We start from the raw sequence: 12,945 nt of genomic DNA on the forward strand, positions 1-12,945 counted from the left end.
TTGAAAACCTTTGTATTACAACATTTAAACATTAATTGGCAAAAGATTTTCTTTATTTGTAAAAAGAACTAAATTTGAGTATACATAGGTAATAAAGCATGAAAATGACACACTATAATCGTTCAGTCTTATTGTACTTATTATTTTTGGCAGCAACATTTTTTGTTCAAAGTCTTGGTTTTTCGCAAACAAATACCAGTAGCGATTTTATCAGAATTAAACATTTAAAGAATCAACCTCAGAACGATGTAAATCATATCTACCAAGATAAACATGGTTATATGTGGATTGGCACACTGGACGGTTTGCACCGCTTTGATGGTTACTCGTATAAAACCTACCGCACTAATGAAGGCAAGAACAGTATTTCAAGTAATCTGATAAAAAGTATTGACGAAGACAGCTTGGGAAACATTTGGATAGGTACATATGATAAAGGAATTTCTAAATTCAACCCGCTTACGGAAACATTTACAAACTTTTACAACACGCCCGACAATATTATTTTTAACAGTAATGATGTTACTACTCTGATTGTAGATAACAACAATATTATTTGGTCAGCCAACATGCTGGGCATTAACCGCATTCAAATGAATGCTGCCATGAATAAAATAATTAAGGTTGATATTATTGATAACAATACCCGTTTGCAGTCAGATTTTGTTAACAACATAAAGTGTTTACATCAGGATAAAGACGAGAACATTTGGATAGGCACAAACCTACATTTATATTGTATCAATAATCCCAATGCCCCAGTTCAGCATTTTGATTTTAAGCAATATGAATTAAATGTGGAATCCATTTGCGATGGCCCTAATGGAATTATTGTCGGAGCATTCTATAGTATAAGCGAGGCTTCTGTCAATAACGAAAATATCATCATCAATCAGATTTCCAGTTTAAGAGGCAGTACCGTTCTATATCACAGCAACAAGGTTTGGGTAGGTAACCGCAGTGGATTATATTTGCTTGAGAAAGACAATGAACGATGGAATGAAACCCTTTTTTTTAACGAGAACTTTACAGATAATAGTTTAAGCTGCAATCTGGTTACATGGCTCAGCGCTGATATTAACGGACAGGTATGGGTAGGAACCAGAGGTGGCGGTGTGAATATTGCTGCCGAACAAAATAAACGCTTTGAGCATTACAAGCACACATTGACCTCCGGAAGTATAAGTAATAACCTATGCCGGAGCGTGTTTGAAGACCATAAGCAGAACCTTTGGATTGGCACTGAAGAGCAAGGGATCAGTTATTTGCCAAAGAATGCTGATTATGCCGATGGATTCCGACAAATGAATGTGAATGAAAACCTCAATGCCAACAGGGCGTATTGTATTGAGGAAACATTCTTGCCCAATTCTGACAAACACAACAGTTTAATTTGGGTTGGTACCAGTTATCCAACCAGCCTTGTTGTATTCGATGGTGAAACATTGCAAACTAAACCCAGACCTCAGTTTTTTGATGAATTTGGGTTTGTTTTTGCGCTGGAGGCAACAAACGATTCTACAATTTGGGTTGGCACCTATAGCGCTGGTCTTTTTAGGGTTAACTTTAATAAAGATGGAGAGGTTACCCAATATAAAAATATGATACCTGATGATGGTAACCCAAACGCCATATCATCGTTTATCGTCAGAAGCATTCTTCAGGACAGCAACGGAAATATTTGGGTTGGCACGGATAAAGGCATCAACAAACTAAGTAAGGAACAGGCAGCATCAGAGGTTCCTCAATTCGAGATATACTCGCAAGATAGTAAACTTGGGAGCATTCCGCACGACTATGTTTTGCAAATTTACGAAGCAAAAGACGGTACTATTTGGTGTGGAACCATGGGGGGTGGCTTGCTCAAATACAATACTCCCCTAGGCGACGAACAAGTTTCATTTACCAATTACACAACCGAAAACCGACTGCCCAACAATACCATAAAATCTATAACAGAAGATGAATCCGGATATCTATGGCTGACTTCCAACAAAGGCTTATCTCGATTTAATCCTAGATCCGATGAAGTTATAAACTATGATATTACCGATGGATTGCAAGACAATGAATTTTCTGAAATATGTTCTGTCATCAGAAAAAACGGCCAGATCGTTTTGGGTGGAATTAAAGGGTTTAATGTTTTTTACCCCTCAGATATCAAATCGGACAATGAGAAACCGCACATGTACTTAACCGAGCTTCTAATAAAAAACCAGGAAGTAAAGCCAGGTGAAAAATCCTTTCTGGAGCGGTCCATTCAATTTACAGATGAAATCAAATTGAGGTTTCAAGACAATAGTTTCTCCATCGGCTTTGTAGGCTTAAATTATAACACCCCTCAAAAAAACAATTATCAATACATATTACAGGGATTCGACGAACAATGGTACAAAGCCAGTGCCGAAACAAGGATAGCAAAATACACCAATGTTCCGCCCGGTGAGTATATCTTTAAAGTATTAGGATCAAATAGCGATAATGTTTGGAGCGACCAACCTGCCTCGGTTAAAATTACTATTGCACCACCGTTCTATCAAAGCACCCAGGCATTTATCCTATACTTCTTAATTATCATTGGGTTTATATTATTGCAACGATACCTATCGGTACAAAAGAACAAGCGTAAAAACGAATTGGTATTTGCCAATATGGAAAAGGATAAGGCTGAAGAGATGTCGCAAATGAAACTCCGTTTTTTTACGAATATCTCGCACGAATTCCGCACACCATTAACCTTGATCTCGGCCCCATTGGATAAACTGATAAAAAACAACAACAGTTCCTCCAGTGAAGAAAGGCTGACCTTGTTTAACCTGATGAACCAGAACATTAAAATTATGATGCGGCTGATAAATCAGCTGATGGATTTCAGAAAGTTAGAGCAAGAGAAGCTAAGCTTAAAGGTCAGAAATATCAATCTTTCGGAGTTCGTTAAAACCATTTATAATTCTTTTAGTGAATTAGCAGTCCAAAAACAAATCGATTACCAACTTAAGCTCAAGGAGACAGCCCTTATGATTTGGGCCGATCCCGAAAAACTGGAAAGAATAATCTACAACCTCTTGGCAAATGCCTTTAAGTACTCACCTAACGGAGGATCAATTGAAGTGGGGGTTTTAGGCGAGCCCGAAAAAGCATCTATTTATGTAAAAGATACGGGCATTGGTATTAAACGTGAAGCTCAAGCGCACATCTTTGAACGGTATTTCAGGGACCGAAGTCAGCTTCAACAAAACGTTGGAGGTACTGGCATTGGTTTAGCTTTAACCAAAGCCATGGTTGAACTGCACCATGGTTCCATTTCCTTCGAGAGCGAAGAAAATACAGGCAGTACTTTTACTGTAGCTTTACCTTTGGGCAAAGCGCACTATAAAACCGAAGAAATTGAAGAAGGAGAATTCCAATACCAGTTTAATAGCCCGAGCACAGGAGCTAATGCGATTCCCGATATTGAAGAAAACACCATTAAAAGTCCGGAGATAAAGCCCAAGGTAATGGTAGTGGAAGACAACCACGACTTAAGGATGTTTGTAGTTCAATCCCTTAAGGATGAATTCGAAATCCTTGAAGCAGAAGATGGCCAAATTGCCCTGAATATCTGCGAAGAAAATATGCCTGATCTAATTGTGAGTGATATTATGATGCCCAATATTGATGGTATAGAACTTTGTAAAACAATTAAGACCTCAGAATCAACGAGCCATATCCCCGTCATCTTACTGACAGCCAAGAACACTGTGGAATCACAAATTGAAGGTTACGAAACTGGCGCCGATGGCTATTTAAACAAACCTTTTAACATGGATGTACTCAAGGCATCCATCCTATCTATCCTAAAAAACAGGGAGCAGCTGCGTAATAAATTCCAGAAGGAAATAGAGATTTCTCCTAACCTGATTGCCAATAACTCTACTGACTCCAAATTCATGGACAAAATATTGGCCATCATCGAGGAGCACTTGTCCGACTCTGAGTTTACCGTTGAAAAAATGGCTGAAAAATATGGCGTATCCAGAATATATCTGAACAGGAAAATAAAAGCACTAACAGGAGAAACGTCCAATCAGTTTATTCGTAACATTCGCTTAAAACATGCAGCCGAATTACTAAAACAAGGTGAGATGAATGTGTCGGAAGTAACCTGGATGGTAGGTTATAATGACTTAAAAACTTTCAGAACCCGATTTAAGGAGAAGTTTGGGGTTAGTCCGTCGGAGTTTGCCAACAATAGTTGATTGCTCATTGGTTATTATACCTTTTCCATAGTTTGAAACGTTGGAAAAGGTATAATACTATATTTTCTACCCTGCACCACCCATTTTCAGCACCTTGATGCTATCTCCCTCCTGAACCATATAAGTACCGCTTCGCATTTTCCCATTGATCACAAAGGCCATACGAGCCTCTGTTTTGGGAATACTGAAAAACTTCTCGACCAACTCAAAGGCCGAAATAGAATTTTCAAGTTCAAGAACGGTCTCCTCTTGTATCTTCTCTCTGAGATGCCCTAGTGCCGATATAGTTATTTTCTTCATTAATATCATAATATTAAACACAATCAGCCCCAACAAAAATATTTATAGCTGATGTTAATAGTACAACTTTTTTTGAGGTACCAAATAAATGCATTTATTTCTTTTACCACCAAGCTTCAAAAGCACAAAGAAACATAAAAATATAAATCTTGGTATACTCGGCGTCTTTGTGGTTAAGCTTTAAATCCCCATCCCCCGCCATTGGCGGTGTACTTCCCCTTTCTCTCATGACAAAAGGGAAGAACCATTACCTCTTTTCTTGATTTATTATATATTAATTCGATATGGTCACACTATTAGCTCATCAATTCTTCCAGCCTCAGCTCCACCAGTTTTCCTTTCAGTGGAGCTCCATTTTCATCCATACCTGCCATATGATAATAAAGCTCTTTTGCTTCCTCAAACTCTTTCTTGTCAATAGCTACACCCTTTATTGCTCCGTTGGTCATAGGTGTAAATACTCGCTCAGGCAATCCTTCATCCTTGGACGTAATCCCACATTTGGCATTAAATAAACGTCCCATTACAATACTGCGTTCAGCAGCTATTATGAGTTCGTTTAATGATAGATCCCAGCCCGTAACATGGTTCACAAGGTCTGGCAGGTGCTCCATCAAAATCATACGTCGACTTGGCTCGGCAAGAAAAATACAGATATCCAACATATCCATCACGCCCCAAAGCTTTTGCAGGATGACAAAGGCACGTACTTTTTCATGATCTAAAGAACAAGGTTCAAGAGGTTTGCGAATTCCATAGTTAAATAAAGAAAAAACATTACCATCAACCAAAGCTTTAGGGTCTTCGTTTGGTTCTCCCATAAAACAATGGTCATGTTCAACTACCACATGATCTCCACCATTTGGAGAAACTGCATAACCAAGGGCTACATTCCATTTACCACGGCCTTCATGAGCCGCAAACTCCATTTTTTTAGCGGTCATTGCATACTTAGGGGCATCACCTCCTATTTTTTGTGCTGCCCTATAGGAGCCTTCTGCTAAAATATCACCGAAACCTTTACGGAAAGCAATCTTTTCAATAATACGCAAAAATGCCTCTTCGTTACCAAATACCAATTCCAATCCGTCGGTATCTTCTTTGGTGATAATGCCTTTTTCGTAACATTCCATAGCAAAAGCAATAGTCATACCTAAACCAATGGAATCCATTCCAAAACGCGCGGTCATCTCGTTACCTTTACAAACGGTTACGGCATTGGGGATTCCACAGTTCGAACCAATGGAACCTAATGTTTCATATTCAGGGGCTCCATATGCCGGATCAATATTTTTATCCGGGTCTTTCGACTCTTTTTTAACTACCTGCTTACAACGAACAGGACATGCAAAACAACCTTCTCGCTTCATCTCCATTTCCTTCTCAATGGTGATTCTGTCAATTTTTTCCGCATGCTCAAATTCACCCATTTGGAAGTTATGCGTAGGTAAAATTCCCATTCCACTTAAAATAGTGGGAAGACCCATCGTACCTACTTTACCAAAGCCATCCAGGCTATCATGGTTTTTCCAGTTTTTACCAAACCATTGGGCATATTCTTTAACCTTAACTACTTCTTTCATAAACTCACGATCGTCACCCTTTACTGCGATTGCACGCAAATTCTTAGAACCAAATACGGCGCCCATTCCTCCTCTTCCATTCCAGTGTTTTAGCTCATTACAAACAGCCGCAAACCTCACAAGGTTTTCTCCTGCAGGACCTGTTTGAAGCACACGCGCCTTCTTCTCTCCCATTTCCTCACGAATCATTTCCTGTACAGGTCCTGTATCCTTTCCCCAAAGATGCTTAGCACTTTTAATCTCTACCTTATCATCCTTAATACAGATATAACAAGGTTCTGCGGCTTTTCCTTCAACAATAATGGCGTCCCAGCCAGCAAATTTTAGCTCCGGGCCAAAGAACCCGCCAGCCTCTGACTTTCCAAAACCCTCTGTCAATGGACTTTTAGCACCTACCGAAAACCTCGAAGTACCGGCAACCGGAGAACCGGTTATAACACTAGGAGCTACAATTATTTTATTTTCCGGACTTAGAGGATCTACAGCTCCTCCAACCTCTTTATTTAAAAAATACCCAATAATATTAGTACCACCTATGTACTGCTTGAAAAAATCCTCTCCAGGTCTTTCAATTTTTATAGAAGAATCTGTTAGGTTAATTCTTAAAATTTTGTCTCTATAACCAAATGCCATCTCAAATTATATTTTCATTAGAAATTAGAATAATCACAATTATAAAATTACAATTATTATACAAATAAAGCAGGGGTATTTTTACTTATTTGCCTGATTTTTAACGATTTCGAGTGGCAATAATATGCAAATCGTACATGTCACATATACAAACAGTTATGTTTTTACCCTAAGAGCTAGCTGGTATCAATTGAGTTTTTGTCTAGTCATATTTTATCAAATACCCCCCTTAATTGCAGAATATACCTAACACTATAACGCGGCAATGAATGAGGGAAATAAATAATTCTTGATTTATACCGCATTTTATTAAATTGCCTTTTCATTTCAACCCATTGTAATGTTAAGCGAAAAAGAACATATTAGATATCAAAGGCAACTTATATTACCTCAATTTGGGACAGAAGCTCAGGAAAAACTTAAAAATGCAAAAGTATTTGTTGCCGGTGCCGGCGGTTTAGGAGCTCCGGTTTGTTACTATCTGGCAGCTGCTGGAGTTGGTCATTTGGTTGTTTGTGATCGCGACAAAGTTGAACTAAGCAATCTGAACAGGCAAATACTTCACTCGACAAAAAAAATAGGGACACCTAAGTCCGATTCTGCTTTTGATACATTAAACACCCTGAATCCTGAAATTAATATTGTCCCCTTTAATGAAACCATTGACAACAATAGTATTGCTAAGATGGCTGATTCAGCGCATATAATGGTTGACTGTTTAGATAACATATTAACCCGCAGGGTATTGAACCGGTACTCTATCAAAAAAAACATTCCTATTATGCATGCCGGCATAGATGGTTGGAATACACAATTAACCCTCATAAACCCTCCCCATACACCATGTATCAACTGCTTATTTGATGACGCCAAGGACAGTACAGAACCAAAACCAGTGCTAGGTGCTGTTGCAGGAATAGCAGGAACCTTGCAAGCATTGGAAACCATTAAATATATTGTTGGCACAAACGATATTTCAAATACTTTAATATATTTAGATTCAATAACATTAGAATTCTCGAAAATTAGTATCGAAAAAAACAAGAATTGTAGTGTTTGTGGTCATTTATAACTAATAAAAACTAGAAAATATGGCTGGTCCAAAAGGCTCAAAATATTACGATATCTTTCTCGACTATTCCATTCAGCTCAATCATCGCAAGAAAGGTAGCATCATGACTTCTCTTCATTTTTCACTTTTAAATGCAATACATAATATGGGGTCGATAAAAGAAGCTGCCGAACACCTGAATATTAGTTATCGAAAAGCGTGGGGCATTATTCAAAAGATGGAAGAGCAATTAGGGTTTAATCTGCTCAATCGTCAACGGGGAGGAAACCAGGGAGGAAAAACTTCGTTGACAAATGATGGATTAAACCTGATAACTGCCCACAAAGAACTTCGGGAGGAGTTTGACAAATCAATCCACGATATGACAAAAAAGTTTTTCCACGAACTGAATAAATAGAAAAATGGTTTACAGACATGATTTATAAATATAGTTTGAAATCAACTCCATTTTCTACCATAAAAAAAAACCACACAAGATTAACTGTCAAACTAGACAATAACTCAACATCCCTTATTTTACGGGCAATTTATTTCAAATATAAATTACATTTTCAAATGGCATTTTATTGCAAATCCATTATTTATTAATTCGATTTGCATATTTTTGCAATTCGTTTAACAGCCCTCCATGTGGCAATGATATGTTGAGAATGATTGAATTTAAAGATGCGTTACACATTATACTTTCCAACGCAGTTGAGTTAGGAACTGAAACAGTAAAACTTAAGCACGCGCGCCAACGTATTTTGGCTAAAGATACATATTACGATATAGCACTGCCTCCATTTAATAAGTCTGCAATGGATGGTTACGCTTGTCGCATGCAGGATATTAAAAATGAGCTGGAAATAGTGGAGCTTATACATGCGGGCAAAAAACCTGAAAATAAAATTGGCCCTAATCAATGTGCAAAAATAATGACAGGCGCAGTTGTTCCAGAAGGCGCTGATTGTGTTGTTATGAAGGAGTACGTTGAAGAGAGTGCTCGTAACAAAATCATTATTCAAGCTGAAAAAACAAAAAGCAACATCTGTTATACGGGCGAAGATGTTCAGGTTGGAGATGCAGCTCTACTTAAAAACACGCTGCTTACTTCTTGTCATATGCCAATATTAGCAGGAGCCGGTATTATTGAGCCCGAAGTAAAGTGTCAGCCAAGAGTATCCGTTTTTGCTACAGGTAGCGAGTTGGTTGAACCCAGCGAAAAACCTTTATCGTTTCAGATACGAAACACCAACTCTTCCCAAATGATGGCACAGCTGGAAGAAATAGGCATCTCAGGAAAATATGGCGGAATTATTACCGACGATTTTGAAGAAACCAAGAACAAAATTGCTTTCGCTTTTGAAAAAAGCGATGTGGTGATTCTTTCAGGTGGAGTATCGGAAGGCGATTTCGATTTTATTCCTTCTGTTATTGAGGAATTGGGATTTGAAATGTTGATTACCCGCGTGATGGTTCAACCCGGCAAACCTTTAATATTTGCCAAGAATGGTAATAAGTTCTGCTTTGGCTTGGCGGGCAACCCTGCCTCTTCTTTTATTCAGTTTGAATTATACATCAAAGCATTTTTGTATAAAATGATGGGTCATGATTTGGAACCCAAAATGGTAAAAGCCAAATTAACCGAAGACTATTCACGTAAAAAAACAGATCGTCTGAAATTTATACCCGCTTTTTTAAATGAAGAGCAGACCGTGAATGCCGTCGAATATCATGGAGCAGCACACATTAATGCTTTAACGCATGCAAACAGTATGATCATAATGCCTTTGGGCGTTATGGAATTTAAAAAGGGAGATAGAGTAGATGTTAGACGCTTTTAACAGGGAAATAAATTACTTAAGGATATCGGTAACTGACCGTTGCAATCTGCGCTGCACCTATTGTATGCCTGCAGAAGGCATTCAGTTAATGAGGCATGAAGATGTACTTTCTTTTGAAAGAATAGCGGAAGTAGCCAAAGTGGGTGCTGAAAATTTCGGCATTAATAAAATTCGTCTTACGGGAGGTGAACCATTGGCCAGGAAGGGCTTGGTTACACTGGTTAAACTTTTAAAAGCTATTGATGGCATTGATGAAATTAACATGACTACCAATGGTATCTTGCTTTCTAAATACGCTAATGACTTGAAAGGTGCCGGCTTAAACAGGGTAAACATAAGTTTGGATACCCTTTCAAGCGAAAAATTTGCCCAGATTACCCGAGGTGGTAATATTCAGGATGTGTTTGATGGGATTCAGGCAGCCAAAAACGCTGGCCTCACTCCTATTAAAATCAATGTAGTTAAAATGGAATCATCCGACAAAGATGAATTGGAAGACCTGGAAGAGTTTTGCATCAGGGAAGACCTTAAAATTCAATATATCCGACAGATGGACCTCAAGTCCGGGACTTTCTCACAAGTAGAAGGAGGTAATGGAGGTAATTGCTCCATCTGCAATAGACTACGCTTGAGCGCCGATGGTTATATAAAACCTTGTTTATTTAGTAATAGAGCCTATAGTATAACAGAAAATGGTATTGATGGTGCATTCGCGGCTGCCCTAGGCAACAAACCCGAAAAGGGAAAGAAAAGTCAGAATCACGGATTCTATAATATTGGCGGATAATAAAATTGATGAGCATGACAAAATTATCGCACATAAACGAAAAAGGTGAAGCCAACATGGTGGACGTTTCTTCAAAACCGGATCAAACCAGGACCGCTCAGGCGAAAGGTTTTATCCAGCTTAACAAAGAAACACTTGAGCAGGTTAATAGCAACACGCTTAAAAAAGGGGATGTATTATCTACGGCCCGAATTGCAGGTATAATGGGGGCCAAACAAACATCCAACCTGATTCCGCTTTGTCATCCTTTACAACTTTCGAAAGTAGATGTAGAGTTAGGAATATTGGAAGATGGCATTGAGGTTACAGCATTGGCAAAATGCATTGGCAAAACCGGTGTAGAAATGGAAGCATTAACGGCTGTTAACGTGGCATTGCTTACTATTTACGATATGTGCAAGGCTGTTGACAAAAACATGGTGATGCGGGGAATTAAACTTATCAGTAAAATTAAAGAGTAAATCATGAGCAAACTAAAAGTCATATCTCTAAACACCTCCGCAGGCAAAGGAACCGTTAAAAAGCCGATTGAAAAGGCTACAATCGATTTCAATGGAATGGTTGGAGATGCCCATGCCGGTGATTGGCACCGACAAATCAGCCTGTTAGGCATTGAGAGCTACCGAAAGATGGAAGCCAAAAAGGCTGATGTAAAACTGGATATGGGTGTATTTGCCGAAAACATTACTACCGAAGGCTTAGAGCTTCATAAAACAAGTGTATTCGACCGTTTTGTAGGTGATCAGATAGAGCTTGAAGTAACACAGATAGGAAAAAAATGCCACCATGGTTGCGATATCATGAAACAAATAGGCGATTGTGTAATGCCAGTTGAAGGTATTTTTTGCAGGGTTATTAAAGCGGGTGAATTAAAGCCCGGCGATACTTTTGAATACCAGCCAAGAGTCATTAAAACGATGGTGCTTACTTTAAGCGACAGGGCATACAATGGAGTTTATGAAGATAAAAGCGGGCCATTCGCTGAAAAAATGATGACTGAGTTTTTTGATAACAGCGGAAGGCATTATAACATTGACCGAAAGATTTTACCAGATGATGCAGCTTTAATTAAAGAAGCGTTATTGGAAGCCAAAAACTACGATATCGTTATCACCACCGGTGGAACTGGCCTTGGGAAAAGAGATATTACGCCGGATGTGGTAAAACCCATGTTGGATAAAGAAATACCTGGCATAATGGAGCATATACGCATTAAATATGGCGCTCATAAACCCAATGCCCTGGTTAGCCGAAGTGTAGCTGGCACAATAGACGCTACCCTGGTATATGTGTTACCCGGAAGCACCAAAGCTGTTAATGAATATTTAAATGAAATAATCCCAACCATAGAGCATTCGTTCAGGATGATTCACAGCGTGGATAGTCATTAGTATTCTGTTAACCGTATTAAGTAGGCAGTAAAAAAAAATCAAATGAAACAACAACAACAACAACCCAGAAGGGGCTGAATATGAATAACCGGGGTGGCAACGCCGGGAGAAATAAAAGAAAAAAAACATAGCATCACAAGGGTTGCGGATATGCCCAAAGACTTTGCGGTGCCTGTCTGCCGAACAGGCAGGGAACAAACAACGAAAGACGAAACGCTAGCTATTAAGTTTAAACAACTATAAACCACAAATAATAAACAAAGATGAAACTTAACAATTTAATTATACGACTATTTTTCCTGACAATTGTTCTCACTTTTGCGTCTTGTTCGGATGATGACAAAGTAACACCTGAGGTTCTACCAACCGATATGGTTTCAGATAACAAATGGGTTGAAGATGAAATTGCAGAAGGCGAAGAGCTATGGTTTAAGGTGACTTGCGATGCGGGTTCTACAACTGCATACCTGGAATGGGCAGAAGCTAGTGGCCAAGGAGAAGACAGAAACTACTCCGGGGATATAATGGTTTCAGCCTATCAGTTAGATGGTATCACCGCATATATCTTAGACAAGGACAACGGATATGGCGAAAAAGCAAAATCGTTTGGGCTTGAAAATAACGAAATTTCGTTTTTAGTGAAAGTTACGGTCGGCGAAACTAATACGCCTGGAACATTTGCTATACGTGCCAATGCTGCAAGTGTAATAACCGTTGATTATGCTGACTTCTCCATTGCTGATACCTGGTTAGACTTTACAATTAAACAAGATGAATTACTTGGATTTAAAGTTAAATATACCGGAGCAAAAAACATAGCCATTGTTTGGAAAGAGGTTGATTCTCCTGAAACCGGGTACACCGCTGACATTACAGGTTCGGTAATGCATACAGACGGTGCAACTCCATACAAGGATGTTGTTAAGGGGAAAGATTACCTGGATAAAAACAAGAGTCATACCGATGATATAAAATATATTTTAACCGATGACTCAGAGAATAATTTTAAAATCCACATTAAGAATACTATTCCCGGAACCTTTGCACTAAAGGTATACGAGATTGCAGAATAACAAACAAGGTTTTTACCTTTTATTAAAATTTACAGCATGTAA

At 38.7% G+C, this 12,945-nt stretch carries 10 protein-coding genes; 8 read left to right on the forward strand and 2 right to left on the reverse strand.

Annotated elements, in window-relative coordinates:
- The first annotated feature begins 104 nt into the window (after positions 1-104).
- Positions 105-4,238 (forward strand): hybrid sensor histidine kinase/response regulator, encoded by a 4,134-nt coding sequence (locus tag ACT29I_RS06410; RefSeq protein ID WP_444792971.1) that lies wholly within the window; start codon positions 105-107, stop codon positions 4,236-4,238.
- A 66-nt stretch (positions 4,239-4,304) separates the two neighbouring features.
- Here ACT29I_RS06410 and ACT29I_RS06415 read toward each other — a convergent pair whose 3' ends face one another.
- Both ACT29I_RS06415 and ACT29I_RS06420 read right to left on the reverse strand, forming a co-directional pair.
- Positions 4,305-4,538, reverse strand: a complete 234-nt coding sequence (locus tag ACT29I_RS06415) for a hypothetical protein (protein WP_444792972.1) — start codon at positions 4,536-4,538, stop codon at positions 4,305-4,307.
- 296 nt (positions 4,539-4,834) lie between these two features.
- Positions 4,835-6,754 (reverse strand): aldehyde ferredoxin oxidoreductase family protein, encoded by a 1,920-nt coding sequence (locus tag ACT29I_RS06420; protein ID WP_444792973.1) that lies wholly within the window; start codon positions 6,752-6,754, stop codon positions 4,835-4,837.
- Positions 6,755-7,094: 340 nt separating this feature from the next.
- On the opposite strand from ACT29I_RS06420, the gene ACT29I_RS06425 reads away from it, so the two are divergent.
- The 7 genes from ACT29I_RS06425 (at position 7,095) to ACT29I_RS06455 (ending at position 12,903) form a co-directional block, all read left to right on the forward strand.
- The gene (locus ACT29I_RS06425; RefSeq protein ID WP_444792974.1) at positions 7,095-7,826 is read left to right on the forward strand and encodes a HesA/MoeB/ThiF family protein; all 732 of its coding nucleotides are present in this window, start codon (positions 7,095-7,097) and stop codon (positions 7,824-7,826) included.
- Positions 7,827-7,845: 19 nt separating this feature from the next.
- Positions 7,846-8,223, forward strand: a complete 378-nt coding sequence (locus tag ACT29I_RS06430) for a winged helix-turn-helix domain-containing protein (protein ID WP_430934198.1) — start codon at positions 7,846-7,848, stop codon at positions 8,221-8,223.
- Between the two features lie 253 nt (positions 8,224-8,476).
- On the forward strand, positions 8,477-9,652 hold the full coding sequence (locus tag ACT29I_RS06435; protein ID WP_444792975.1) for a molybdopterin molybdotransferase MoeA: 1,176 nt from the start codon (positions 8,477-8,479) through the stop codon (positions 9,650-9,652).
- On the forward strand, positions 9,636-10,439 hold the full coding sequence (locus ACT29I_RS06440) for a GTP 3',8-cyclase MoaA (protein WP_444792976.1): 804 nt from the start codon (positions 9,636-9,638) through the stop codon (positions 10,437-10,439). The genes ACT29I_RS06435 and ACT29I_RS06440 overlap by 17 nt, the downstream gene beginning before the upstream one ends.
- A gap of 14 nt (positions 10,440-10,453) precedes the next feature.
- Positions 10,454-10,900: a cyclic pyranopterin monophosphate synthase MoaC gene (moaC, locus tag ACT29I_RS06445; protein WP_430934195.1), complete on the forward strand. Its 447-nt coding sequence runs from the start codon at positions 10,454-10,456 to the stop codon at positions 10,898-10,900.
- Positions 10,901-10,903: 3 nt separating this feature from the next.
- Positions 10,904-11,830, forward strand: a complete 927-nt coding sequence (locus tag ACT29I_RS06450; protein ID WP_444792977.1) for a molybdenum cofactor synthesis domain-containing protein — start codon at positions 10,904-10,906, stop codon at positions 11,828-11,830.
- Between the two features lie 263 nt (positions 11,831-12,093).
- Complete coding sequence (locus tag ACT29I_RS06455) at positions 12,094-12,903, forward strand: hypothetical protein (RefSeq protein ID WP_444792978.1); 810 nt, start codon at positions 12,094-12,096, stop codon at positions 12,901-12,903.
- The last annotated feature ends 42 nt before the right edge of the window (positions 12,904-12,945 follow it).

The organism is Saccharicrinis sp. GN24d3, assembly GCF_052400645.1.
Taxonomy (GTDB): domain Bacteria; phylum Bacteroidota; class Bacteroidia; order Bacteroidales; family Marinilabiliaceae; genus Saccharicrinis.

Excerpts from the sequence above, each read along its gene's own strand:
- ACT29I_RS06410 (WP_444792971.1), top strand. The coding sequence starts at position 105 with ATGACACACTATAATCGTTCAGTCTTATTGTACTTATTATTTTTGGCA.
- ACT29I_RS06415 (WP_444792972.1), bottom strand. The coding sequence starts at position 4,538 with ATGAAGAAAATAACTATATCGGCACTAGGGCATCTCAGAGAGAAGATA.
- ACT29I_RS06420 (WP_444792973.1), bottom strand. The coding sequence starts at position 6,754 with ATGGCATTTGGTTATAGAGACAAAATTTTAAGAATTAACCTAACAGAT.
- ACT29I_RS06425 (WP_444792974.1), top strand. The coding sequence starts at position 7,095 with ATGTTAAGCGAAAAAGAACATATTAGATATCAAAGGCAACTTATATTA.
- ACT29I_RS06430 (WP_430934198.1), top strand. The coding sequence starts at position 7,846 with ATGGCTGGTCCAAAAGGCTCAAAATATTACGATATCTTTCTCGACTAT.
- ACT29I_RS06435 (WP_444792975.1), top strand. The coding sequence starts at position 8,477 with ATGATTGAATTTAAAGATGCGTTACACATTATACTTTCCAACGCAGTT.
- ACT29I_RS06440 (WP_444792976.1), top strand. The coding sequence starts at position 9,636 with ATGTTAGACGCTTTTAACAGGGAAATAAATTACTTAAGGATATCGGTA.
- moaC (WP_430934195.1), top strand. The coding sequence starts at position 10,454 with ATGACAAAATTATCGCACATAAACGAAAAAGGTGAAGCCAACATGGTG.
- ACT29I_RS06450 (WP_444792977.1), top strand. The coding sequence starts at position 10,904 with ATGAGCAAACTAAAAGTCATATCTCTAAACACCTCCGCAGGCAAAGGA.
- ACT29I_RS06455 (WP_444792978.1), top strand. The coding sequence starts at position 12,094 with ATGAAACTTAACAATTTAATTATACGACTATTTTTCCTGACAATTGTT.